Raw genomic sequence first — 24,073 nt, 5'->3', positions numbered from 1 at the left:
GATGAACATCAGCACCCTGCCCCCACAAACCACAATCAACGGCATCAGCTTCAACGCAACCCCTGGTCAGCGCCCGGTTCTGGTCGATGAATGCACGACGATCTGCCAGCTGTTTCAGAAACGCTGTCTGGATCTGAAGGATCGCACCGCCCACCGCGAAAAAGATTTTGGTATCTGGAAATCGTATTCCTGGTCCGATTACTGGCAGCATGCCAAATGGATCGGGCTGGCATTGCGTAAACTGGGATTGCAGCGGGGCGAGGTAGTTTCGATCCTGTCCGAAGACCGCAAGGAATGGGCATGGCTTGACATGGGCATTCAGGGCGTCGGCGGCATCGCTTCAGGCGTTTACACAACCGATTCCGCCAACCAGTTGAAATACCTTGTAAATGACAGCGACAGCCGTTTTCTGATCGTCGAAAACGAAGAACATCTGGACAAGTTTCTTGAGATCGACGCCGAAGTGCCCGGTCTGCTGAACGTCATCATTCTGGAAGACGAAGGTCTGCACGACCTGAACCATCCGCGCTGCATGATGATCGACGAGCTGTATGCGCTGGGGCGTCAGGCCGAAGCGGCCGAGCCGGGCCGATTCGACGCGGAAATCGCCCTGGCCTCGCCCCAGGACACGGCGCTGCTGGTCTATACCTCTGGCACGACCGGTCAGCCCAAAGGCGCAATGCTCAGTCACGAGAACATCCTGGCGGCGATCGAGGCCGGCGCCCACGCGCTGCCTTCGGTGGAAAGCGACGAGCAACTGTGTTTCCTGCCGCTCTGCCATATTCTGGAGCGTGACGTTTCGGTCTATTTCCCGCTGGCCGCCAAATGCGTGGTGAATTTTGCCGAAAGCCCCGAGACCGTGTTCGCCAATCTGCAAGAGGTCTCACCCACCACGTTCACTGCCGTTCCGCGCGTGTGGGAGAAAATTTATGCCCATGTTCAGATCATGGCGCAGGATGCCACGCCCGCTGGACGCGCGGCTTATGCTATGGCGCTGAAGGCCGGTTTTGCGCGGGCCAAATACCTTCTAGCGGGCGAGCCCGTGCCTGCCGCAGTCGCCGCGCAGTTCTGGCTGTGGGACAGGCTGGTTCTGCGCAATCTGCGCCGGATGCTCGGCATGGACAAGTTGCGCCGGGGCGGAACCGGTGCGGCGCCCATCTCGACCGAGTTGCTGAAATGGTACTGGGCCATTGGCGTTCCGTTGGTCGAAGGGTTCGGGATGACGGAAACGGCCGGGCTGGCAACGGTAAACACGGTCGAAGACAACAGGGTCGGCACCATCGGGCGCGCGGTGCCGGGCAATGACATTCGCATCTCGGACGACGGTGAAATTCAGCTTAAGGGACTGAACGTCTTTCAGGGCTATTGGCGCAACAACGCAAAAACGGCCGAGACCTTTACCGCCGATGGCTGGCTGCGAACCGGAGATATGGGTGAGATTGACAGCCAGGGCTATATCACCATCACCGGCCGCATGAAGGACGTCATCATCACGGCCGGCGGCAAGAACATCACCCCTTCCGAGATCGAAAGCAGGCTGAAATTCAGCCAGTACATCTCGGACGCGGTCATCATCGGCGACAAGCGCAAATACCTGACCGCCCTGATCATGATCGATCAGGAAAGCGTCGAGAAATATGCGCAGGACCGAAAAACCCCGTTCTCGAATTTCGCCTCACTTTGCGCGGCCCCCGAAGTGCGTGATCTGATCGGCTCCGAGGTCGCTGCCGTCAACAGCGACTTCGCACGCGTTGAACAGATCAAAGACTTCCGCCTGATCGACGTCTTGCTTACCGCTGATGACGACGAGCTTACGGCGACGATGAAACTAAAGCGCAGCTTCGTGGAAAAGAAACACGGACATCTTATTGAAGACATGTACAAATAGAAAAGGGATTACCCAAAGGGAGGAGAACTCATGAGGAACGTGATCAAACGGCTGGCTGCGGCCACCGCTTTGGTAGCATCGGGCACGATCGCCGGTGCACAGACTCAGGGCGTAACGGATGATGAAATCGTCATCGGCTCGGTCAATGATCTGAGCGGTATTTTCGCCGCGGTCGGCGTCCCCGCCACCAAAGGGGCGAATGTCGTCTTTGACCGCGTCAATGCCGAAGGGGGCGTGCACGGTCGCAAGATACGTTTTGTGGTCGAAGATAACGGCTATCAGATGCCACGCGCGATGCAGGGCTATAACAAGCTGCTGAACCGCGACAAGGTGTTTGCGATGCTGCAATCACTGGGCACGCCGATGAACCTGGCCGGTTTCAAGCTGCTGGATCCCAAAGGCATTCCGAATGTGGCCCCTCTGACTGCGGCCCGGCAAATGCTGCAGGAGCCGATGAAAAACAAATTCACCTCCTTCTCGACCTATTTCGATCAAAGCCGCGTCGGGGTGAAATATCTGGCCGGTCAGTTCGGGTCTCAGGCCGTCTGCACCATGTACCTGCCGACGGATTTTGGCGAAGAAATTCTGGAAGGCAGCAAGGCCGGTGCAGAAGAGGCCGGTATCGCCTTTGTCACCGAGACCACGCACAAACCGGATGAAACGGATTTTGTCGGATCGCTCAGCAAACTCAGGGAAGAAGGCTGTGACATCGTCACGATGGCTTTGGGTGTGCGGCAGGCGATCACTGTTGTCGGGACGGCCAAGAAAATGGGACTTGAGGACATGAAGTTCCTGGGCACCTCGGCCAGCTTCCTGACGGTTGTGGCGCAGGTGCCCGGCGGAGTGACCGACGGGTTTTACGCAGCGGCCTCGTGGCAGGACCTGTGGGCCCGGGCCGAAGACCCCGTTCCCGCCGCATTCATCGATGAGTACAAAGCAGCCACCGGAGAAGACCCGGTCGGATTTTCGATGCTGGGATATTCGGCCGCCGAGATGATGGTCAAAGCGCTGGAGGCCGCGGGCCCTGACCTGACCCATGACAGTTTCATCGCTGCAATGGAATCGCTGGACTATACCGATGAATTGGTTGGTAATCACATCACCTATGGACCAGATGACCATCAGGGGGCGGATACCGTTTTTGTCAACGTGGTCGAAAACGGCGCGTGGAAATTGGTCTACGAAGAATAATCCCGGGCACAACCCCAAAGAAAAAGGGCTCGCGGATGCGAGCCCTTTGATATTCGTAGTCCGCAGCGATTAACGCTTCGAGAACTGGAACGAACGACGCGCTTTGCGCTTACCGTATTTCTTACGTTCCACAACGCGGCTGTCGCGGGTCAGGAAGCCTGCGGCTTTCAGGGCACCACGCAGGTTGGGATCGTACAGCTGCAGGGCTTTCGAGATGCCGTGCTTGACCGCACCGGCCTGACCGGTCAGGCCACCGCCTTTGACGGTTGCGACAACGTCGAACTCACCTTCAACGCCGGCAACCTGGAACGGCTGGCGCAGGATCAGCTGCAGAACGGGACGTGCGAAGTACTTGTCCTGGTCTTTGCCATTCACGGTGACCTTGCCGGAACCCGGCTTAATCCAAACGCGGGCAACAGCGTCTTTACGCTTGCCGGTGGCGTAGGAGCGGCCCAACTCGTCACGTACGGGTTCACGCACGATGACTTCTTCGGCCACGGTTTCAACGCCTGCGACGGCGCTCAGCTCTTCGAGAGTATTGATCTGATCAGCCATCGGTCATTAGCTCCGGGTGTTTTTCTTGTTCATGGACTTCACGTCCAGAACTTCGGGCGCTTGCGCCTCATGAGGATGCTCGGCACCGGCGTAAACGCGCAGGTTGGTCATTTGCTGACGCGCCAGACGGTTGCCCGGCAGCATACGCTTGACCGCCTGGGTCACGACGCGCTCGGGGTGCGCACCTTCCAGGATCTGCTGCTTGGTGCGCGACTTGATGCCGCCCGGGTGGCCCGTGTGCCAGTAGAAGTTCTCTTCGCGCTTCTTGCCGGTCATCTGGATTTTGTCAGCGTTGATCACAATGACATTGTCGCCCATGTCCATGTTCGGAGTGAACGACGCTTTGTGCTTGCCACGCAGACGCATGGCGACGATCGAGGCAAGACGGCCCAGAACAACGCCCTCGGCGTCGATCAGGATCCACTTCTTGTCGATGTCTGCAGGTGTTGCAGAAAAGGTTTTCATGGCAGGATAGTCCTGTTTGATGTGAAAGACCGCCCCACGGCGGAGCGGCCCGAATTCGATGGTTGCGTATCTAGACATACCCAAGTGCCGCGTCAAGCGACGTAATCTTATAAAAAGTAAGCAAAAACAAAGCTTTGCAAAATAGGTATTATTTTACCCCATAGTCTTGCGGGTAAATAACCCGCATTGGACCGCCCTCTGCTATTATCGGGCACAGGCGGCATAACATAGGCAACGGAGGGACGCATGCAGGAACTGAACCAGGTGATCGCCGACTATGGCGCAGCGTGGCAGGAAACCGACGCGGACAAGCGGCTTGCGCTGCTGACGCGGTGCTTTTCGGAAAATGGCCGATATGTCGATCCAACCGGGGAGGTTTCCGGTCGGGAGCATCTGAACGCGCATATCGGCGGGGTTCTGCAGGACACGAACGGCCGCGTTGATATCACCAGCCAGCCTGCCGCACACCACGACGTCGTTCACTTTACCTGGCATATGGTTGCACCGGATGGGGCGATCATGGTCAAAGGTCACGACTTTATCAAACTGGATGCGCAGGGTCAGATTGTGCATCTGGCCGGTTTCTTTGGTGATCCAGATCCGCTGACCTGAACCTCAGACGCTGATCTGTTCGGGCGGATTGTCCAGCAACGCCCTTAACCGTTGCATCGCGTCCTCGAACCGTTCCAGCGACACATGTCCGTTCATCGCGATGCGCACGGCGTTGGGTGCCCGCCCGTCCCGCAAGGCAAACTCGTCGGCCGAGCGGAGTTGTATCCCTTCCCGCTCGGCGGCTCGGCTGAAGGCTGCGGCGCGCCAGCCTGACGGAAGGTTCAGCCAGACAAACGGCACATCGGGTGCCCAGTTGAGGTCGAACCCGCCCAATGCGTTGACCGCAACGCGGACATACTCGCCCATCCGCACCCGGACATCGCGCGCCACCTGACGCGTTCTCGGATCGGACAGCAACAGCCGCGTCAGTTCCGCGAGCGGTTGCGCCAGCCCGAAATACCCGTATTCGGCAGATCGTCGCAGCTCCACGCTTCTTTCCCGTGGTGCGATGGCGAATCCAACACGCAGCGCCGGTGTCAGAGTTTTTGAGATCGAGGACACATGCCAGCCCCGCTCAGGCGCCAAGGCGCGATAGCTGGGCTCGCGCGCGTCGCCCATGCGATAGCAGTCGTCCTCGATGATCTGGACGTCATAGCGGCGGGCAACCTCGACCACTTCCTTGCGGCGTTCCAGCGGCGTGTGCGACCCGGTCGGGTTCTGAACTTCGGGTGAAACACAGATCGCCTGTGCTGGGGTTTGGCGCAACACATGCTCCATCGCGCCTGGGTCGACGCCCCATTTGTCCATCTTTACGCCTATCACGTCCGAGCGCATCAGTTCCCCGGCCCTGCGGAAACCGGCGTAAGACAGGTCTTCGACCAGAACGACCGGCTTGGCACCGCGCAGAATGGTCTGAAACACCAGGCACAGCCCGTTCTGTCCGCCATGTGTCAGCACAATATCGTCATGCGACAGCGGGCCGAGCGGCAGATCGGAAAGCCAGTCGACCACGGACAGACGCATCGGTTTATAGGCATCGCGCGTCGGGTAATTCAGGAACAGGCCAGGATCGGACTGAGCCACCTTCTGAAGGCATTCGCGGATCAGCGCGACCTGCCCGACATCTGCCAGCCGTGGGCTGAACAGGCTGACATTGGCATTGTATTTGTCGTCGCGAAGGTGAAGCTGCCTTGCCCAGACATCATCCAGTATCGGAGATTTCGGGGGCGCCACAAATGTACCACGTCCGACCTCGGCCAGCAGCAGACCCTCTTCCGTCAGAATCGTATAGGCCCGGGCGACGGTTCCCGGCGTGATTTGTAACCGATACGCAAGTTCACGTACCGGAGGCAACTTTGTTCCGACCTCCAGCATCTTGTTATCAATCGCTTTTCGGATTGTGTCAGCCACCAGTGTATACTTGGGACCTTTAGATTTCGGCAACGCCTCCGGCCAAATTGTATCCATTACAATTCTTCCTTTGATTTTGACACAATCCTGAATGTATCAAACACACATACCGAACATATTACGTTTGTGTCAATACGATTTGAAAGGATACCCAAATGACACGCGCAATGCACAACCCCGCCCTCATGCTGCTGAACGACAGCCCCCGGCTGCCGCTTATCGCCGCGCTGGCCGTGCGGTTTGCGGCGACTGTCACACAGTGGGAGCGTCGCCGTCGCAGCCGCATCAATCTGTCGAAACTGGATGACAGGCTTTTGCAGGATGTCGGTCTGACCCGCTATCAGGCCAACCGGGAAGCCGACCGCCGGTTCTGGCAGTATTAGTTAATCCCCAGTCCCATTTCGGGACCTCTTCCCTGGCCGGGTTCACACCCGGCCATTTTTTATCCAAACGCCGCTGCGGCCGAGCCTTCGGGGGGAAGGGAATAAGTCATCGTCGCGCGCGCCACGGGTTTGTCCGACCCTTCCGAAAACATCAAAACATCGCCGACAGCCAGGGATTTGCCCAGCTTCAGCAGCGTGCACCGCGCAATGATGTCCTTGCCACCGTTCGGCTTTCGCATGAAGTCCATCGAGCATCCGGTCGTTACCGCAAGCGACTGCTGCCCCCGCAGCGCAAGAATCAGGGCATAGACGCTTACATCCGCCAGCCCGAACATCGACGGTCCGGACACGGTTCCGCCCGGTCGCAAGTGCCTGTCTTCCACGACCAGACGCACGGTGATTGAGGTTTCGTCCAACGCCTCGACAACAAAATCCCGATGCACCTGCGGAAAGACTTGTTTCAGGTAATCCGTCAGTTGTTCCCGGTTCATCGCCAATGACATACTTCCCCTCCTCGATTTGCCGACCTAGAGTTGGCCCGACATCATATCGGAGGGCAAGATGGCAATTCTGGAACGTAGCGACACAGGCGCGGTCGCGCGGCTGAAAATGAACTCGCCCGAGCGTCTGAATGCCCTGAGCGATGAGATGCTGGCGGCCCTTCAGGCCGAATTCGATGCGCTGGACGGGGATGACTCGATCCGGGCGGTGGTTCTGTCGGGCGAAGGAAAGGCGTTTTGCGCCGGTCATGATCTGAAACAAATGACCGCGGGACGTCAGTCCGAAGACGGTGGCAAAGCCTATTTTCAGGACCTTTTTGCCCGATGCGCCCGGATGATGCTGTCGATTCGGTCCCTGCCCCAGCCAGTTATTGCCGAGGTGCACGGAATCGCGACGGCGGCCGGGTGCCAGCTGGTTGCGACCTGTGATCTGGCCGTGGCCGCCGAGGGCACACGATTTGGCGTCAACGGCGTGAATATCGGCCTTTTCTGTTCGACGCCGATGGTGGCGCTCAGCCGGAACATCCCCCGGAAGCAAGCGTTTGAGATGCTCACGACCGGAGATTTCATCACCGCAGAAAAAGCCGCCGAACTGGGCCTTATCAACCGGGTCGTTCCGGAAATGCTGCTGGAGCATGAAACCACGTCGCTGGCCGAACAGTTGGCGTCCAAGCTGGGATCTGCCGTGAAGATCGGGAAACAGGCGTTCTATCAGCAGTTGGAGATGCCGATAGATCAAGCCTATGACTATACCGGCGAGGTAATGGCGCAGAATATGCTGCACCGGGATACCGAAGAAGGGATATCTGCATTTATCGAAAAAAGACCGCCAAATTGGCACCAATGAGGCGATTGTAACGGACATTTTTCCCCACTGTTCTCATTTTTGCACTTTTCAAAAGGGCGACACTGTGGCAAAGCTGGGTCAGGGCTGAGGCCCTGGATACACTTTTGGGTCGTCGTGGGCGGAAGGTCCCTCCAAGCTGGTTTCTCTCACCGGCGCCGACATCCCCGCAGCGGCGACCCCAAGATCTTCCCTGAAATATTGACCATTGCCGTTGTCGCCGTGTTCTGTTGCGTTGGGCTGTGCTGTGCCCTATGTGGCAGCGCATGACACAGACATTGCATATCGTGGGCGGCGGCATGGCCGGGTCCGAGGCGGCCTGGCAGGCGGCGGAAATGGGCGTGAACGTGGTGATCCACGAAATGCGGCCCAAAGTGGGCACTTTTGCGCACCAGACCGGCAATTTGGCCGAGATGGTATGCTCGAATTCGTTCAGGTCGGATGACGATGAACAGAACGCGGTGGGCCTGCTGCATTGGGAAATGCGCGCCGCCAATGGCCTGATCATGACAACCGCCGACGCCCACAGGCTGCCCGCAGGCGGTGCGCTGGCCGTGGACCGCGACCCGTTTGCCGAGGCCGTCACAGCCAAACTGCACGCCCACCCCATGATCGAAGTGACCGGAGAAGAGGTCACCACCCTGCCCGACCAGGGCCACTGGATTTTTGCGACAGGTCCGCTGACCTCTGCCGCATTGGGGGATGCCATCCGCACGGAAACCGGCGCGGAATCGCTGGCGTTTTTCGACGCGATCGCGCCGATTGTCTATGCCGACAGCATCGACATGAGCAAAGCCTGGATGCAGTCGCGCTATGACAAGGGCGAAACCGAGGAAGAGCGCACTGCCTATCTCAACTGCCCGATGGATCGCGACCAGTACGAGGCGTTCATTGATGCCCTGTTGGCGGCCGACAAAACCGAATTTCACGAGGGCGAAACAGCAGGGTATTTCGACGGTTGCCTGCCGATCGAGGTGATGTCGGAACGCGGGCGCGAGACTCTGCGACACGGTCCGATGAAGCCGGTCGGTCTGACCAACCCACATCAGCCGGACATCAAACCGCATGCGGTCGTGCAATTGCGGCGGGACAATGCTCTGGGCACTCTGTTCAACATCGTGGGCTTTCAGACCAAGATGAAATACGGGGCTCAGACCGAAGTGTTCCGCATGATCCCCGGTCTGGAAAACGCCGGGTTCGCCCGGCTGGGCGGCATTCATCGCAACACGTTCATCAACTCGCCCACGCTGCTGGATTCGCAGATGCGGTTGAAGTCCAAGCCGCATATCCGCTTTGCCGGGCAGATCACCGGTGTTGAGGGCTATGTCGAAAGTGCTGCAATGGGTCTGCTGGCCGGTCGTCTGGCGGCGGCCGAAATTCTGGGGCAAACCCTGCCCGAAATACCGCAGGACAGCGCCATGGGGGCCTTGATCCATCACATTACCGGCGGGGCCGAGGCAAAGACGTTCCAGCCAATGAACGTCAATTTCGGCCTGTTCCGGCCCGTTGATGGTCTCAAGGGCGGGCGACGCGGCCGCAAGGATCGTTACAAGGCGTACACGGACCGGGCCAAGGCTGAATGGACCGACTGGCTGAACCATTGCTGACTGGACGTGCAGGTGCGCCGCGGCATAACATCGTGGCATGAGCGACAAGTACCTCAAAGACGTCTACGATCTGGACACCCCGCAAGCGACCCGCGCGCATTATCAGAAATGGGCCTCATCCTACGATGCCGAGGTCGGCGCGCACGGTTACGCCACCCCCGGCCGGGTTGCCGAGGCGCTGTGGTCCAAAATGCCGGAGGCGCAGACGCCGGTTCTGGATTATGGATGTGGCACAGGACTTTCCGGCGTGGCGCTGCACGCGGCGGGATTTCAGGTGATCGACGGAATCGACCCGACACCGAAAATGCTGGAAGGTGCTGCGGCCAAAGGGGTTTATCGCAAGCTTTCAACGTTTGACATCACCGATCCCGACCCTCTGGAACAAGGCGCTTACAAAGCGATCACTGCTATCGGCGTCATCGGCGCGGGCGCCGCACCGCCGCAGGTGTTTGATCTTTTGATGCAGGCCCTGCCCAAAGGCGGGCTGCTGGGATTTTCCTTTAATGATCATACGCTTGAAGATGTGTCCTACACTTGTCGTCTGAATGACTGGTTGGACATGGGGGCCGCACGTTTGCTGTTTCGCGAATACGGGCCTCATCTGCCTGGGATGGACCTTAAGTCTGACGTATATATTGTTGAAAAAGCGTGACATTTAAAACCAGATTTGCGCCTTCGCCCACTGGTCCGCTGCATCTGGGGCACGCGTATTCCGCAATGCTTGCCCATGATCTTTCCGTCGCAAAGAACGGACAATTCCTGCTGCGGATCGAAGATATCGACCGGTCGCGATCACGCAGCCACTGGGAAGAGAAGATTTATGATGACCTGCAGTGGCTTGGCCTGAAATGGCCAGAGCCCGTTATGCGTCAGTCCGACAGGTTGGCGATTTACGAAGAAGCGCTGGACACGCTATGGGCGCGTGGCCTGCTCTATCCCTGCACGTGCAACCGAAAGGACATCGCCGCGGCGGCCAGCGCACCGCAGGAAGGCGCACCGCTGCTTGGACCGGACGGCATTGTCTATCCGGGCACGTGCCGGCCGGACCGGCACCCGATTCCCGGTGATATGGGGCCCCGGCCTGATGACATTCCGCTGAGGCTGGATATGGCGGCAGCATTGCGCGTTGTTGCTGGTCCGGACAATAGGGATAGTTTCAGGGAAACCGGTGAAGGGCCAAATGGCGAAACGGGGCTGGTGCGCTTTTCAGACAGGGAATGCACTCGGACCATCGGTGACGTGGTCCTGTCCCGCCGCGATATGGGCACGTCATATCACCTGTCTGTGGTGCTGGACGACGCCGCGCAGGGCATTACACATGTCATACGCGGGCAGGACTTGTTTGACGCCACGCGCATCCATGTGGTGCTGCAAAGCTTGCTGGGATTGCTGACACCAATCTACCATCATCACAGGCTGATCCGCGATGAGGCCGGCAAACGTCTGGCGAAACGGGACGATGCGCGGGCCATCGCGAAATACCGTCAGGATGGCCTGACACCCGCGGAAGTCAGGGCCATGGTGGGTTTGTAATCCGCGCTATTCCATCGGCGACATCAGTTCGACCTCGGCACCCTCGCGAACGGCCGTGTAGAAACAACTGCGCCGGTTGGTGTGGCAGGCCGGTCCGGTCTGACGTACCAGGATCAGCAGGCAATCGCGGTCACAGTCGACGCGAAAATCCACAAGTTCCTGCACATGGCCAGAGCTTTCGCCCTTGATCCAAAACGCCTGCCGCGAGCGGGACCAATAAGTGACGCGCCCGGTTTCCAGCGTGCGTTCAATGGCTTGGACATTCATCCAGGCCATCATCAAAACCTCTCCGGTCCCCTCGTCCTGAGCTATGGCCGGGATCAACCCGGCATCGTTGAATCGCAGGCGCGTGGGGTCGAACGCGATCGTGTCAGACATGGCAAAAACCTTTTGCATCCCGGTGGATGCTCACTATGTATGGGGAACAGACAACGAGGGAAAGCCATGTCGGGCGAGAACGATCTGATTAAGCTGTATTCGGGCCGTATTCTGGCGCTTGCGGCGGATATTCCGCATCTGGATCGGCTTGATGGGCCCGATGCGACCGTTAAAAAGCGTTCGCCCTTGTGCGGTTCGACCGTGACCGTGGATGTGAAGCTGCGCGATGGCAAGGTTTCGGATTATGGTCAGGACGTCAAAGCCTGCGCTCTGGGTCAGGCCTCTGCCTCGGTTGTCGGGCGTGCGATCATCGGGGCCGACCGGGCCCAGGTCGAAACCGCGCGCGATCAGCTGTCTGCCATGCTGAAACAGGACGGCCCCGCGCCGGACGCACCGTTTGACGGGCTTGAGGTTCTGATCCCCGCGCGGGACTACAAGAACCGCCACGCGTCGATTCTGCTGGCGCTGGATGCCGCCGCCGAAGCCATGGAGCAAGCCGAACAGGAGCATTGCGCCTGAACGTGGCGTTTTTTCGCAAACCCGTCTAACCTCTGCTGAAATTTTGGGGGAAGGTATTGGTTTGAACAATTTGCTGGAGCATTTCGTAACCTTGTGGGTCGTTATTGACCCCATCGGCACAATTCCGGTTTTTATCGCCGTGACTGCAGGAATGGAGATTGCCGCGCGTCGGCGGACGGCGCTGCTGGCATCGGTGATCAGTGCCGGGGTCCTGCTGTTCTTCCTCGTATTCGGTCAACTGCTGATCGAGGCGCTGGATATCGGGTTGAACTCATTTCAGGTGGCCGGGGGGATTATCCTGTTCCTGTTTGCCCTGACCATGATTTTTGGCGAAAGCAAACAGGATGTGGAACAGCGCGCCGCCGAGGATGATCAGGAAGACAAGCTGCATAAGCACAACCCGGCGATCTTTCCGCTGGCGGTGCCGTCGCTGGCCTCGCCCGGTGCGATGCTGGCCATTGTTATCCTGACCGACAATAACCGTTTCAGCGCGACCGATCAGGGCATCACAGCCCTTGTCATGTTGTCCGTTGTGGCGATTGCGTTTGTGCTGATGCTGCTGGCCGAGCCGATCATACGGCTAATCGGGCATTCCGGAGCGGCCATCATCAGCCGTGTGATGGGCATGATCCTGGCCTCGGTCGCGGTGAATTCGGTGCTGTCGGCGATTCTTGAGATCATGAAAACCGGGCAGCTTTAAAAAAAACCGCCGCGCCTTCCGGGCGGAAAGGGCGGCGGCAGGTTATGCGTTTCTCGCGTGGGGTCCGGATAGCCGCCCGGGGCCGAGGCAGGCCCCTCAAGGGAATTGGGACAGGCAGGTCACCCTTGACTGAAATGGGGATGACAGCGCGGTATGATCGGCACGAGATCGCAGGCAGAAAGGGTCAGAACGCTCCGGGCAGGTGAAGGGCGACCATCAGCATAACCACCAGAGAGACGGCACCTGCGGCATCCTGTAAAAGCGTGGCTTGCGAACGGCTCAGGGCTGTCTTGATCTGGGTCAGCATGGTCTCACCTCCGGTCAGGGTTTTAATCCTTTGTTGACCTTTTGTTCTCATATTTTGCCGAGTCGGTAAAGAACTTTTTGAGAACATTTGTGAACTTATCGGAACGAGTTCCCTAACCTACTGAAATCAAACGAATTGCCCGATCCTGTTTCATCAACCACAACAGAACACGTGCTGCCTGCCCCCGCTCAGAACTCAGTTTTGGGTCCGCACCCAGCAGGGCGCGTGCGTCGGATTGGGCGACGGCCATCAAACCGGCTTGCCTTTCAAGGTCCGCAATTCGGAATTTCGGCAATCCCGATTGCGCCGTACCGATCAGATCCCCCGCGCCGCGCATCTGCAGATCGGTTTCCGAGATACGAAAGCCGTCCTCAGTTTCGCGCAGAACTTCCAGACGTTTGCGCCCGCCTTCGCTGAGCGGGGGTTGATACATCAGCAGGCAGGTCGACTCTGCCTCGCCCCGGCCAACGCGACCCCTGAGCTGGTGCAATTGTGCCAGTCCGAAAATCTCGGCCCGTTCGATGACCATGATGGACGCGTTGGGGACGTTGACGCCGACCTCGATGACGGTCGTTGCGACCAGAACTTTTGTTTGTCCGTCCTGAAACGCCTTCATCGCAGCGTCTTTGTCGGATGCGGGCATCTGACCGTGGACCAGCCCGACTGACCCGTCACCCAATTCCGCGCGCAGGCGTTTGAACCGTTCTTCTGCGGCGGTCAGATCTGATACCTCGGACTCGTCAACCAGCGGACATACCCAGTAACACTGCCTGCCTTCATCAATCGCGCGGCGCAGATGGGCAACGACCTCATCCATCCGCTCAGTGCTGACGATGGCTGTTTTGACGGGTTTTCGACCCGGCGGTTTTTCGTCCAGCACAGAGACGTCCATGTCGCCATATTGCGCCAGCGCAAGGCTGCGCGGAATCGGCGTGGCGGTCATAACCAACACGTCCGCACCCTGCCCTTTTTCCGACAGTTCCATACGTTGCCGAACGCCGAACCGGTGCTGTTCGTCAACAATCGCCAGACGAAGCGCGTTGAATTCCACGTCGCTTTGGAACACAGCATGGGTGCCGACCAGGATCTGAATGTCCCCGTTCTTCAGCGCCGCAAGCTTTGCACGCCGCTCCGTCCCCTTGTCGCGGCCGGTCAGGATCTCAAGAACTACCCCGGCTTCTTCGGCCAGCGGGCGCAGCCCTTCCAGATGTTGCCGGGCAAGAATCTCGGTCGGTGCCATCATGACGCCCTGCCCGCCCGCCTCAACCGCGATCAGCAAGGCCATAAAGGCGACCAGTGTCTTTCCCGCGCCCACATCGCCCTGAAGCAATCGGTTCATCCGCGATTCCGATGCCATGTCGGCAGCTATTTCGTCGATGGCGCGCCTCTGTGCGCTGGTCGGCTGGTACGGCAAGCTTGCCAGAACCCGGGACTGCAGCGCACCGGTTCCGATGCTCACAACGCCTCGGGCCTTGCGTTCGCGTTGCCGTGCGAGCGCAAGGGTCAACTGGTGTGCAAACAGTTCGTCATAGGCCAGACGTTCGCGCGCGGGCGCATGTGCGGCAACGTCATCCGCGCCCTGCGGGTTGTGCGCCGCCGATATTGCGGCGATCCAGCCCGGCCAGCCTTGTTTCGAAAGCAGCGCGGGATCGATCCATTCAGCCAGAGTCGGCGCGCGCTCCAGGGCGCTGCGTGCGGCTTTGAATGCGGTTTTTTGCGTTACCCCCTGTGTCAGATGATAGACCGGTTCGAAATCCGGGATGTCCCGGGCCTGATCCGGCGGCAGCATGTGATCGGGATGAACCATCTGAGCCATGCCATCGAACAGTTCAAGCTTGCCTGAAATCACCCGCCGCGATCCCTGCGGCAACACCCGTTTCAGATAGTCGCCGCGAGCGTGAAAGAACACCAGCTGGAAGTCGGCCTGGTTATCCTCGACGTGAACGCGATAGGCGCCGCCCTTGTTGCGGGGTGGCCTATGAGTTCCGATCGTCACTTCAACCGTCAGCGTCGCGGGCAGGTCCACGCCCTTGATCGTGTCGCGACGGCGGCGGTCAATCACCGCATAGGGCAGGCTGAACAGCACATCGCGCGGTGATTCCGTTCCGGCCTGCACCAAAAGCTGCGCCGTTTTGGGGCCGACGCCCCCAAGCGTTTCCAGACCGGCAAACAGCGGAAACAGAAGTTCCGGACGGCCGCTCATGCGCTTCCGATCAGCTGAAGCCAGCCGTCTTCATCAAGCGTTTCGATGCCCAGTTCGGCCGCTTTCCTGGCTTTTGAACCCGCACCCGGACCTGCGACCAGTAGGTCTGTTTTCTTGCTGACCGAACCAGAGACCTTTGCGCCCAATGCCTCCGCCCTGGCCTTGGCCTCGGCGCGGGTCATCTTTTCCAGCGTGCCGGTGAATACCACGGTTTTGCCCGCCACAGGGCTGCCTGATGTGTCCGGGCGCTTGGCCTCCTGTACGTCCAACTGGGCCACCAGCGCATCAATGCTGGCGCGCTCCGCGCTCTGGGCAAAGGCAGATACAAGCGCGCGGGCCATGACCTCGCCCACCCCGTCGATACCCAGCAAATCGTCCCACTCGGGGCCTTCAAAGCCCCGTGCGGCTGTCACGGCGCGCTCGAATTCGGACCAGGTTCCATAATGGTTGGCGATCAGGTTGGCTGCAGCCTCGCCCGTATGCCGGATCCCCAGCGCAAACAGCAGCCGTCCGAACGGAATGCGGCGCTTTTCTTCGATTGCGGCCCACAGGTTTCCGGCGCTCTGTGCGCCCCATCCCTTTCGGTTCGCCAGTTTGCTCAGATTGGCGGTGTCGCGGTCCTGCAACGTGAATATGTCGACTGGTTCCCTGATCGGCAGGTCGGGGTCGTCATAGAACATCTCGATCTGCTTGGCGCCCAGACCTTCAATGTCGAAGGCCTTGCGGGATACGAAGTGCTTCAGTTTCTCAACCGCCTGCGCAGGGCAAATCAGGCCACCGGTGCAGCGGCGGACGGCGTCGCCTTCTTCGCGCACCGCGTCGCTGTGGCATTCGGGGCAGGTTTTGGGAAAATGGAAGGGCTCAGCATCTTCGGGACGCTTCGAGATATCGACATCGGCCAGTTTGGGGATCACGTCGCCCGCGCGGTAAACCTGTACCCAGTCCCCGACGCGAATGTCCTTTCCATCGCGGATCGTGCCGCCCTTGGCGTCCCGGCCAGCGATGTAATCTTCATTATGCAGCGTCGCGTTCGAGACCACGACGCCGCCAACTGTAACGGGATGCAACCGGGCCACCGGGCTGAGCGCGCCTGTACGGCCGACCTGAATGTCGATCCCCTCAAGCCGCGTCCAGGCCAGTTCGGCCGGGAATTTATGGGCGATGGCCCAGCGGGGTGTTGTGGACCGAAACCCAAGGCGTGCCTGAAGCGCGAGTTCGTTCACTTTGTAGACCACCCCGTCGATGTCATAACCCAGTGTCGATCTCTGGGCCTCGATACTCCGGTAATGCTCCAGCATCTGTTCCGTAGTTTCGCAAAGCCGGGTCAGCGGGTTGGTAGCGAATCCCATAGCCGCAAGCCGTTCAATTGCTTCGATCTGGGTATCGGCCAGTGCATCCGACACCTCGCCCCAGGCATAGGCAAAAAACCTGAGCGGGCGCGCGCGCGTGATGTCCGAATCCAACTGCCTCAGCGACCCGGCGGCGGCGTTTCTGGGGTTGGCAAAAGGTTTGTCACCAGCCTCAAGTTGACGCTGGTTCAGGGCGTCGAAATCGTCATGTGACATGTAAACTTCGCCGCGTATTTCCAGAACGTCCAGCGCGGTTTCGACGTAATGCGGAATGTCCGAAATTGTCAGCGCGTTTGCGGTCACGTTCTCACCGACTTCACCGTCACCGCGAGTTGCCGCCTGAAGCAGCCGGCCCCGTTCATAGCGCAATGACAGCGACAACCCGTCGATCTTGGGTTCAGCCGTATAAGACAATGGCGCTGCGTCAGACATACCAAGGTATTTGCGCACCGATCGGTCAAAGTCCCGCACGTCGTCATCGTCAAACGCATTGCCAAGAGACATCATGCGAACAGCATGCGTGACTTTGGAAAACCCTTCCGCGGCGCGCGCGCCAACCTTGTCAGTGGGGCTGTCGGGTCGTTTCAGATGCGGAAACCGCGCTTCGATTTCGGCATTTCTGCGCTTGAGCGCATCATAGTCCGCATCGGAAATTTTCGGCGCGTCCTCGGCATGGTACAGCGTGTTTGCCCGGGTGATCTGCTCCGCAAGCTGCGCCAGTTCTGTCCGCGCGTCGTCTTCTGTCAGGTCTGATACCGGAATCGGTTTGCTCATGGCCTCGCCCTGTCACGTGTTCTTGGACCTCAGTGATAGGGCGAGGTCATGGCCAGGTCCAGATGTGCTGTTCAGTGAGCGAGGGGGCCGCCCCGGACCTGCGGCGACCATTTTCAGATCAGGTCAGGCGCCGACTGCCATACGCGTTTCATCCACGCTGTTGCTTTGGGGATCACGCAGCACATATCCCCTGCCCCAAACGGTTTCGATGTAATTCTCGCCGCCTGTGGCGTTGCTGAGTTTTTTACGCAGCTTGCAAATAAAGACGTCGATGATTTTCAATTCGGGCTCGTCCATTCCACCGTAAAGATGGTTCAGGAACATCTCTTTGGTCAGGGTCGTGCCCTTGCGCAGGCTCAGAAGCTCCAGCATCTGATACTCTTTGCCGGTCAGATGAACCGCCTTGCCCTCAACTTCTACCGTTTTGGCATCAAGATTCACAGCCACGCGTCCCGTGTGGATCACCGATTGCGAATGCCCTTTAGAGCGGCGGATGATGGCGTGGATGCGTGCGACGAGTTCCTCGCGGTGGAACGGTTTGGTCATATAGTCATCGGCACCAAAGCCAAACCCCTTGATCTTGCTCTCGGTGTCATCTGCGCCGGACAGGATCAGAATCGGTGTTTCCACCCGCGCGATGCGCAATTGCCGCAGAACTTCATGCCCGTTCATATCCGGCAGGTTCAGGTCGAGCAGGATCAGATCGTAATCATACAGCTTGGCCAGGTCGATGCCTTCTTCCCCAAGATCGGTTGCATAGACATTGAGGTTGGCGTGCGTCAGCATCAGTTCGATGCTTTTGGACGTGGTCGGATCATCCTCGACAAGAAGTATACGCATTTACTGCTCCAATTCGGGTCAATTTACCAATTCAAATTGAACCTGCTCAAAAATGGTTAATCTGACGTTACCGTTGAATCATTTATTTACTCTCACCCTTAGGTTGTCGATATTTTTTTATCGCGGTCACTTTCAGGGCATCCATTCCGTGTTCCGCGACGGCCGAAACCCACGCATTGAATTCCTCATCGCTCAGCCCATAGCGTTTCTTGGCGTCCGACAGGGAAATCAGCCCGTACATAACGCCGCGCACCACGATGGCCTTGCGCGATGCGACCCATCTGGTCGTGTCTTCCGGCGGAAGGTCGGCGCGTGATAAAACCGTTCCATCCGGCAGGGTTACGGACCTTGGTCCTTCAACTTTGTGCAAATACATCTTTCGACCCTCTTCCTGCTGCGACAAAGCTGACACCAGCCTACTTAATGCGTCATGAAACTGCCCCTTGAGAGTGTGTAGAATTTTCCTATATTCTGCCGGTCTTTCTTAACACTCACTGGAACCGTCATGGCCCTCGATACCGAGACACCGCTGAACTCCCTTGGCTTTGCCAAACCCCCGTCCGAAACGCGGGTGGTTGTCGCCATGTCCGGAGGCGTCGACAGTTCCGTCGTTGCCGCCTATCTGGCCGATCAGGGATATGATGTGGTTGGTGTTACGCTGCAGCTTTATGACCATGGGGCGGCGCTGGCCAAAAAGGGTGCCTGCTGCGCCGGGATCGACATCCACGATGCGCGGCGCGTGGCCGAGGAACGCGGATTCCCGCATTACGTTCTGGATTATGAGAATATCTTCAAAGACGCGGTAATCGATGAGTTTGCCGACAGCTATCTGGCCGGTGCGACACCGGTTCCCTGCATCCGCTGCAATGAGCGGGTTAAATTCAAGGATCTGCTGGAAACCGCCAAGGATCTAGAGGCCGACTGCATGGCCACCGGTCACTATATCCAGCGAAAGATGGGTCCGAACGGACCCGAACTGCACAGCGCCGAAGATGCGAACCGCGATCAGTCCTATTTCCTGTTCTCGACCACACCCGAGCAGCTTGACTTCCTGCGCTTCCCACTGGGTCATTTGCCGTCCAAGGACGCGACCCGCGAAATGGCGGCGCAATACGGGCTGTCCGTGGCTGATAAGCCGGACAGTCAGGACATCTGCTTCGTTCCAAACGGCAACTATGCCAGCGTCATTGAAAAGCTGCGCCCCGGCGCGGCAGAGCCAGGTGAGATCGTGCACGCCGACGGCCGCGTTCTGGCGCAGCATGACGGCGTCATCCACTTCACCATCGGGCAACGCCGGGGGCTGGGCATCGGCGGCCTGAGCGAGCCACTTTACGTGGTAAAGCTGGACGTCGACAAGAAGCAGGTCGTAGTGGGCCCCAAAGAGTTGCTGGCCACCCGCACGATCCCGGTGCGGGAAATCAACTGGCTGGGCGATGCGCCCTTCACCTCACAGAAGGAATGGCATGTCTCGGTCAAGGTGCGCTCGACCCGCCCCCCGCGCGAGGCGATCATACGACCGCTGTCTGGCACCACCGCCGAGGTCGAATTGCTGACGCCGGAAGAAGGCGTCTCACCCGGTCAGGCCTGCGTGTTCTATGCGTCCGAAGGCAGCCGCATCTTCGGCGGCGGCTGGATCTGGCGCGGCTATTAAATCGCGTCGGTCCAGGAATTGCTGAGGATATAGAGCCCGGCGCAGATCATCACGTAAGGTACAAGCCGTTCAAGCCGACGAGCCAGAGCGCCACTCATGAACGGTGCTCTGGACCCGAACATGGCAACCGCGGCGAGGCTGATCGCGGCCAGCACCGCCCCGGCAACGCCTGCGGTTCGATATTCGGGAGCCGAATCCGCCAGCAGCGGCGCAAGCACCGCGAATGTATCCATCGACAAGCTGACGAACAGCAGCGTCAGCACAAACACCGAAGCGCCGGCTTCAAGGTTTGGGTCCGTTTCAGTATCGTTGCCACGATGACGCCTGACCAGCGAAAGGACGCCAAGCGCCAGAGGGATAAGTCCCAGATATCCAGCCCATTGCGGCACGACATCGTCCACGCCCAGTGCCAGAAGAAGCGAAGCCGCGATTATCAGGAACTGCGCCAGCAGGAACCCAAGTACCGACCGTTTCGCCCCCGAAACCATCATCAAAGCCAGCAAGGCAGCCAGGTTGTCCAGGTTGGTCATGACCTGAGCCATAAAGGCCGACAGACCAAAGACGACCTGATCCAGCATCAGGTACCCATCCGGGCCAGCACTGCGCGGGCCGCCCGCAGGCCGGGCGCTTCGCCGCCGCGTCCCAACCGTTCCATTGTCACCGTCATGGCGTCCTGCTGCGCGGTGGGCGCGTCTGACACCTGACTCAGTGCTGCTGCGATGACTTCGGGCCGGCACTCGTTCAGCAGGCATTCAGGCACGGTACGGGTTTCGGACACCAGATTGACCAGAGTGACCGTATCCAGCTTGACCATCCGCTCGGCCATTTTCTGGGTCAACCAGCTGAGCTTGTAGGCGATAACCATCGGTGTGGCTTGCGCGGCCAGTTCCAGTGACACCGTACCCGATGCTGCCAACGCCAGATCAGCTGTTGCAAAGGCCGCGCGTTTTTGCCGGACTGCCTGATCGGAAGGCATGTCGCGCGGGTCCACCACCACGGCGTCCCCCGGCCATCCGCGAACATGCTCTGCCACGGCATCCACCATATGCGCGACCGTCGGCACAACCACGCGCGCGTCCGGCCGATCTTTAAGGTAAAGGCTCAGCGCTTCACCGAACACAGGCGCAAGCCGTTCAATCTCGCCACCGCGCGAGCCCGGCAGCGCCAGCACGACCGGACAATCGCCAAGATCGTATGCGGCCCGGAATTCCGCGATATCCTGTTCCGTCGCCACTGGTTCGCTTGCCACGGGATGGCCGACAAAATCGCACTCCATCCCGGCGCGTTCCATATAGGGCGGCTCAAACGGCAGCAGCGCCAGCACGTGGTCAATGACCTTGGCCATCTTGTCGGCACGACCCGGGCGCCAGGCCCACACGCTGGGGGCGACATAATGCACGGTTCTGATCGCGCTTTTCGCCTTCACCAGCCGGGCAACACGCAGCGAGAAATCAGGGCTGTCGATGGTGATCAGAACGTCGGGCTTCGTGTCCAGAACCGCCTGCGCCGTTTCGGCGATCCGGCGTTTCAGGTGAAAGAATTTCGGCAGGACCTCAACCAGACCCATCACCGACAGCTCGGCCATCGGAAAGCGGCTGTCCAGACCCTGCGCCTGCATCAGCGGTCCGCCGACCCCGTCGAATTCGATCTCTGGCACGAGGCTGCGCAGCCCTTCCATCAACGCGCCGCCCAGACGGTCGCCCGAAGGTTCACCGGCGACCAGAAAGACGCGCATCAGACAGCCCGCTCACGCACGTAGAAGAACAGGCCCAGACGGTTGCACTCTTTGATGACGCGGTGTTGTTCCAGCACGATCACCCCGCCTTTTTCAATCACGATGCCGGATAGTCCGGCGGCAACTGCACCGGACACGGTGCCGGGGCCAATGGTCGGCAAATCCACGCGCCGATCCTGATCCGGCTTGGGGGCTTTGAACAAAACACCACCGCCCGCATCCGGTCGCTGGGTCAATGATTGCAGCATCCAGTCGGTGCCGAATATCCCCTCAACCGCCAGCGCCTGCTTTTTGGATACGGCGCAGGCCTGCCCGATATCGGCAGCGCCCATGGCGCGCAGAATTCCGGCCGCCCTGTCCGCGTCGGCCAGATCCACCTCGGAGGGCTGCGCCTCTGTCAGGCAACCCAGTCGCGGCAGCAGACCCGGCGCAATCTCATGTGCCGCGCGAACGGACAGCCCGGCCGTTTCAAAAATGCCGATCACCGCCCGCAGGGCTCCGTCATCCCCGGACAGAATGGCCTGCTGCAAAACCGGGACCAGAGGCATCGTCTCCGCGTCGATCCGCGACGGATCAATGTTCGGGCGCCGGACCGCACCCGCTAGACAAATCTCGGTAACGCCGCGGCCCTGAATGTCAGCAATGAAACTGCCAAGCTGTTCCAGCGGAAACACGATATCCGCCGTCAGATCGTCGGGCACAAACCCTTCCATGGCGCAGACAACCGGGCGTTCCGCCAGGCTTTTCACCACCTCATTCGGCAACGCGCCCGTTCCAGCAATCAGGGCCAGCATCGGATCACTTCCCCGGTGTCAGGAAAGAACGGTCCGAGTGCCCGGTCACGAAATCGACAATCCGCTGGACATATTCGCTTTCGTTCTCCTCGCCCACACGATGCGCCCGCTCCATAAACGTGCCGTCGCCGGTCGAGAGTTCGCGGAACGCGGCCCGCAGGGCCGAGATATCTTCGCGGGACACACCCTTGCGCTTTAGCCCAACCAGATTGAGACCGTCCAACTCGCCACGCGGCGCCTGAACCAGACCATAGGGGATCACATCATTGGCAACCATTGTCAGAGCGCCAATAATCGCGCCGCGACCGACGCGCACCCATTGGTGCAAGCCGGAAATGCCACCGACGATAACGTCGTCCTCGATAATGCAATGCCCTGCGGCACCGGCATGGTTCACCATGATCACCCGGTCGCCGATCTGAACGTCATGGGCCACATGCACCCCGGCCATCAACAGGCAATCATCGCCAATGCGCGTAACCCCGCCGCCGCCTTCGGTGCCCGTATTCACGGTGACATGCTCGCGAATGCGGTTGCGTTTGCCGATCTCCAGCCGGGTATCCTCGCCACCGAACTTCAGGTCCTGCGGGATCTCACCGATCACGGAAAAATTGAAAACAACGGTCTCATCGCCGATCGATGTATCACCGGTCACCACCACATGAGACTTCAGCTCAACCCGCGCGCCGAGCTTTACCTTTGCACCGACATAGCAAAACGGCCCGATCACGCAGCCGTCACCGATTTGCGCACCGTCTTCTATGATTGCGCTTGGGTGGATGCCGCTCATGTCGTTTTTTCCATGTCCCAGTCGACATAGGCCGAGAATTCGGCCTCGGCTGCAACTTCGCCCTCAACGGTCGCGCGACCGCTGAACTTGAAGATCTTGCCGCCCTTCTTGCCACGCACGGTTTCAACATGCATTTCCAGAACGTCGCCCGGAACCACCTTGCGGCGGAATTTGCACTTGTCGATATTCATGAAATAGATCAGCAACTCGCTGTCGATCACGTCCATACCGACGCCCAGCATGACACCGGCCGTCTGCGCCATCGCCTCGACGATTGTCACGCCCGGCATGATCGGAGTGCCCGGGAAATGGCCCTGAAAATGCGGTTCGTTCATCGTGACGTTCTTGATACCGACCGCAGATTGATAACCCGAGATTTCCACCACTTTGTCGACCAGCAGAAACGGATAGCGATGAGGCAATATCCGCTGGATCAGCTGAATGTCGGCGCTCTTGGTTTCCGTGCTCATGATGTTGTTGTCCCGTTCTGGATTTCCACTTGCCGCGTGGTTAGCAATACAGCGCCCCAAGGGCAAGCAAACCTATTCGCGGGAACCGTTCTCAAGCGAACTGCCATCACCGATCACAGCGTCGATCCGGTTGATTGCAGCTTCGGTAATATCGGTACGGTCCGAGCTCAGAAAAACGCTGGATCGTTCAATGATGACGGATGCTCCGGATTCGCGCAGCAGGTCGATCAGTATCGGCTGAACCAGCTCAACAAACGTCTGTTGCGCCTCTTCGCTGCGGCGCGCGAGGGCATCCAGCTTCGCGCGCTGCCCTTCCCGATGTGACTGAACTTTCCGGTCAAAGGCTTCAGCCAGGGGGCGAAACGCCTCGGCCTGCATGCCCGCTCGTTTTTCCGTCAGGTCTTTTTCTTCCCGGCTCAACTCGGCCACGATCCGCTCGTTTTCCTCGGCCAGCAGGGTTCCCTCGGCCTCAATCTCGCGCAGGACGCGTTGACCGAATTTGGATTCGGCAAACAGGCGATCGCTGGAAACCGTCAGCACATCGGCCTGAGGCACGCCCAACTGCTGCGCCACCGCTGTACCGGAAACAACCAGAAGGGCCAAAACGCACAGGGCCCGTAACGGGCCCTGCATTT

At 59.3% G+C, this 24,073-nt stretch carries 27 protein-coding genes; 11 read left to right on the top strand and 16 right to left on the bottom strand.

The annotated features are described in order from the left end of the window. The first annotated feature begins 1 nt into the window (after nucleotide 1). Both ACR0D8_RS05880 and ACR0D8_RS05875 read left to right on the top strand, forming a co-directional pair. Nucleotides 2-1,888: an AMP-dependent synthetase/ligase gene (locus ACR0D8_RS05880; protein WP_480645198.1), complete on the top strand. Its 1,887-nt coding sequence runs from the start codon at nucleotides 2-4 to the stop codon at nucleotides 1,886-1,888. A 30-nt stretch (nucleotides 1,889-1,918) separates the two neighbouring features. After that, on the top strand, nucleotides 1,919-3,079 hold the full coding sequence (locus ACR0D8_RS05875) for an ABC transporter substrate-binding protein (protein WP_475160615.1): 1,161 nt from the start codon (nucleotides 1,919-1,921) through the stop codon (nucleotides 3,077-3,079). 69 nt (nucleotides 3,080-3,148) lie between these two features. Here ACR0D8_RS05875 and rpsI read toward each other — a convergent pair whose 3' ends face one another. Together rpsI and rplM are read right to left on the bottom strand one after the other, a co-directional pair. After that, nucleotides 3,149-3,634 (bottom strand): 30S ribosomal protein S9, encoded by a 486-nt coding sequence (gene rpsI / locus ACR0D8_RS05870; RefSeq protein ID WP_010440030.1) that lies wholly within the window; start codon nucleotides 3,632-3,634, stop codon nucleotides 3,149-3,151. 6 nt (nucleotides 3,635-3,640) lie between these two features. Continuing rightward, a complete protein-coding gene (gene rplM / locus ACR0D8_RS05865; RefSeq protein WP_039536983.1) occupies nucleotides 3,641-4,099 on the bottom strand; it encodes a 50S ribosomal protein L13 in 459 nt (152 codons plus the stop codon). A 246-nt stretch (nucleotides 4,100-4,345) separates the two neighbouring features. Here rplM and ACR0D8_RS05860 point away from each other — a divergent pair, with 246 nt between their 5' ends. Then, the gene (locus ACR0D8_RS05860) at nucleotides 4,346-4,711 is read left to right on the top strand and encodes a nuclear transport factor 2 family protein (protein ID WP_480645197.1); all 366 of its coding nucleotides are present in this window, start codon (nucleotides 4,346-4,348) and stop codon (nucleotides 4,709-4,711) included. Nucleotides 4,712-4,714: 3 nt separating this feature from the next. On the opposite strand, the gene ACR0D8_RS05855 is transcribed toward ACR0D8_RS05860, so the two are convergent. After that, on the bottom strand, nucleotides 4,715-6,118 hold the full coding sequence (locus tag ACR0D8_RS05855) for an aminotransferase-like domain-containing protein (RefSeq protein ID WP_480645195.1): 1,404 nt from the start codon (nucleotides 6,116-6,118) through the stop codon (nucleotides 4,715-4,717). Between the two features lie 98 nt (nucleotides 6,119-6,216). On the opposite strand from ACR0D8_RS05855, the gene ACR0D8_RS05850 reads away from it, so the two are divergent. After that, nucleotides 6,217-6,444, top strand: coding sequence for a DUF1127 domain-containing protein (locus tag ACR0D8_RS05850; protein WP_475160608.1), 228 nt, complete (start codon nucleotides 6,217-6,219; stop codon nucleotides 6,442-6,444). Between the two features lie 59 nt (nucleotides 6,445-6,503). Here ACR0D8_RS05850 and ACR0D8_RS05845 read toward each other — a convergent pair whose 3' ends face one another. Continuing rightward, nucleotides 6,504-6,947: a PaaI family thioesterase gene (locus ACR0D8_RS05845; protein ID WP_480645194.1), complete on the bottom strand. Its 444-nt coding sequence runs from the start codon at nucleotides 6,945-6,947 to the stop codon at nucleotides 6,504-6,506. 58 nt (nucleotides 6,948-7,005) lie between these two features. Between ACR0D8_RS05845 and ACR0D8_RS05840 the strand changes: the two genes are divergently transcribed. From ACR0D8_RS05840 to gluQRS, 4 genes are all read left to right on the top strand, one after another. Beyond that, nucleotides 7,006-7,791, top strand: a complete 786-nt coding sequence (locus ACR0D8_RS05840) for an enoyl-CoA hydratase (protein ID WP_480645193.1) — start codon at nucleotides 7,006-7,008, stop codon at nucleotides 7,789-7,791. A 263-nt stretch (nucleotides 7,792-8,054) separates the two neighbouring features. Further along, the gene (trmFO, locus tag ACR0D8_RS05835; RefSeq protein WP_480645191.1) at nucleotides 8,055-9,395 is read left to right on the top strand and encodes a methylenetetrahydrofolate--tRNA-(uracil(54)-C(5))-methyltransferase (FADH(2)-oxidizing) TrmFO; all 1,341 of its coding nucleotides are present in this window, start codon (nucleotides 8,055-8,057) and stop codon (nucleotides 9,393-9,395) included. A 37-nt stretch (nucleotides 9,396-9,432) separates the two neighbouring features. After that, entirely contained in the window at nucleotides 9,433-10,047 is a 615-nt protein-coding gene (locus tag ACR0D8_RS05830) for a class I SAM-dependent DNA methyltransferase (RefSeq protein ID WP_480645190.1), read from the top strand. Further along, nucleotides 10,044-10,928 (top strand): tRNA glutamyl-Q(34) synthetase GluQRS, encoded by an 885-nt coding sequence (gene gluQRS / locus ACR0D8_RS05825; RefSeq protein WP_480645189.1) that lies wholly within the window; start codon nucleotides 10,044-10,046, stop codon nucleotides 10,926-10,928. Before ACR0D8_RS05830 ends, gluQRS begins: the two co-directional genes overlap by 4 nt. A 6-nt stretch (nucleotides 10,929-10,934) precedes the next feature. Here gluQRS and hisI read toward each other — a convergent pair whose 3' ends face one another. After that, nucleotides 10,935-11,324 carry a phosphoribosyl-AMP cyclohydrolase gene (gene hisI / locus ACR0D8_RS05820; RefSeq protein WP_475160593.1) on the bottom strand — a complete coding sequence of 130 codons (390 nt, stop codon included), beginning with the start codon at nucleotides 11,322-11,324 and terminating at the stop codon, nucleotides 10,935-10,937. A gap of 48 nt (nucleotides 11,325-11,372) precedes the next feature. Between hisI and ACR0D8_RS05815 the strand changes: the two genes are divergently transcribed. Continuing rightward, complete coding sequence (locus tag ACR0D8_RS05815) at nucleotides 11,373-11,825, top strand: iron-sulfur cluster assembly scaffold protein (RefSeq protein WP_480645187.1); 453 nt, start codon at nucleotides 11,373-11,375, stop codon at nucleotides 11,823-11,825. A gap of 61 nt (nucleotides 11,826-11,886) precedes the next feature. After that, nucleotides 11,887-12,525: a MarC family protein gene (locus tag ACR0D8_RS05810; protein WP_480645185.1), complete on the top strand. Its 639-nt coding sequence runs from the start codon at nucleotides 11,887-11,889 to the stop codon at nucleotides 12,523-12,525. A gap of 184 nt (nucleotides 12,526-12,709) precedes the next feature. Here ACR0D8_RS05810 and ACR0D8_RS05805 read toward each other — a convergent pair whose 3' ends face one another. The 5 genes from ACR0D8_RS05805 to sciP form a co-directional block, all read right to left on the bottom strand. Beyond that, nucleotides 12,710-12,832: a hypothetical protein gene (locus ACR0D8_RS05805; protein ID WP_475160586.1), complete on the bottom strand. Its 123-nt coding sequence runs from the start codon at nucleotides 12,830-12,832 to the stop codon at nucleotides 12,710-12,712. A gap of 112 nt (nucleotides 12,833-12,944) precedes the next feature. Then, a complete protein-coding gene (gene recG / locus ACR0D8_RS05800) occupies nucleotides 12,945-15,035 on the bottom strand; it encodes an ATP-dependent DNA helicase RecG (RefSeq protein WP_480645183.1) in 2,091 nt (696 codons plus the stop codon). After that, nucleotides 15,032-17,158, bottom strand: a complete 2,127-nt coding sequence (gene ligA / locus ACR0D8_RS05795) for an NAD-dependent DNA ligase LigA (protein ID WP_480645181.1) — start codon at nucleotides 17,156-17,158, stop codon at nucleotides 15,032-15,034. Before ligA ends, recG begins: the two co-directional genes overlap by 4 nt. Before the next feature lie 123 nt (nucleotides 17,159-17,281). Next, the gene (gene ctrA, locus ACR0D8_RS05790) at nucleotides 17,282-17,998 is read right to left on the bottom strand and encodes a response regulator transcription factor CtrA (RefSeq protein WP_480645179.1); all 717 of its coding nucleotides are present in this window, start codon (nucleotides 17,996-17,998) and stop codon (nucleotides 17,282-17,284) included. Between the two features lie 82 nt (nucleotides 17,999-18,080). Beyond that, complete coding sequence (gene sciP / locus ACR0D8_RS05785) at nucleotides 18,081-18,374, bottom strand: CtrA inhibitor SciP (protein WP_475160578.1); 294 nt, start codon at nucleotides 18,372-18,374, stop codon at nucleotides 18,081-18,083. Nucleotides 18,375-18,503: 129 nt separating this feature from the next. Here sciP and mnmA point away from each other — a divergent pair, with 129 nt between their 5' ends. After that, the gene (gene mnmA / locus ACR0D8_RS05780) at nucleotides 18,504-19,649 is read left to right on the top strand and encodes a tRNA 2-thiouridine(34) synthase MnmA (protein WP_480645177.1); all 1,146 of its coding nucleotides are present in this window, start codon (nucleotides 18,504-18,506) and stop codon (nucleotides 19,647-19,649) included. On the opposite strand, the gene ACR0D8_RS05775 is transcribed toward mnmA, so the two are convergent. From ACR0D8_RS05775 to ACR0D8_RS05750, 6 genes are all read right to left on the bottom strand, one after another. Then, nucleotides 19,646-20,227: a cadmium resistance transporter gene (locus tag ACR0D8_RS05775; RefSeq protein WP_480645176.1), complete on the bottom strand. Its 582-nt coding sequence runs from the start codon at nucleotides 20,225-20,227 to the stop codon at nucleotides 19,646-19,648. The two genes, mnmA and ACR0D8_RS05775, sit on opposite strands and share 4 nt — an antisense overlap. Next, nucleotides 20,227-21,384 (bottom strand): lipid-A-disaccharide synthase, encoded by a 1,158-nt coding sequence (lpxB, locus tag ACR0D8_RS05770; protein WP_480645175.1) that lies wholly within the window; start codon nucleotides 21,382-21,384, stop codon nucleotides 20,227-20,229. The genes ACR0D8_RS05775 and lpxB overlap by 1 nt, the downstream gene beginning before the upstream one ends. Further along, entirely contained in the window at nucleotides 21,384-22,178 is a 795-nt protein-coding gene (locus tag ACR0D8_RS05765; RefSeq protein ID WP_480645174.1) for an LpxI family protein, read from the bottom strand. Before ACR0D8_RS05765 ends, lpxB begins: the two co-directional genes overlap by 1 nt. Before the next feature lie 4 nt (nucleotides 22,179-22,182). Next, nucleotides 22,183-22,968, bottom strand: a complete 786-nt coding sequence (gene lpxA / locus ACR0D8_RS05760) for an acyl-ACP--UDP-N-acetylglucosamine O-acyltransferase (RefSeq protein WP_475160567.1) — start codon at nucleotides 22,966-22,968, stop codon at nucleotides 22,183-22,185. Continuing rightward, nucleotides 22,965-23,438, bottom strand: a complete 474-nt coding sequence (fabZ, locus tag ACR0D8_RS05755) for a 3-hydroxyacyl-ACP dehydratase FabZ (protein ID WP_475160565.1) — start codon at nucleotides 23,436-23,438, stop codon at nucleotides 22,965-22,967. Before fabZ ends, lpxA begins: the two co-directional genes overlap by 4 nt. A gap of 72 nt (nucleotides 23,439-23,510) precedes the next feature. Beyond that, the gene (locus ACR0D8_RS05750; protein WP_480645172.1) at nucleotides 23,511-24,071 is read right to left on the bottom strand and encodes an OmpH family outer membrane protein; all 561 of its coding nucleotides are present in this window, start codon (nucleotides 24,069-24,071) and stop codon (nucleotides 23,511-23,513) included. Nucleotides 24,072-24,073 lie beyond the last annotated feature (2 nt).

The organism is Ruegeria sp. BG10 (assembly GCF_056538575.1).
Note: the sequence above shows the minus strand (reverse complement) of the source record. Positions and strands in the feature narration are given on the sequence as shown.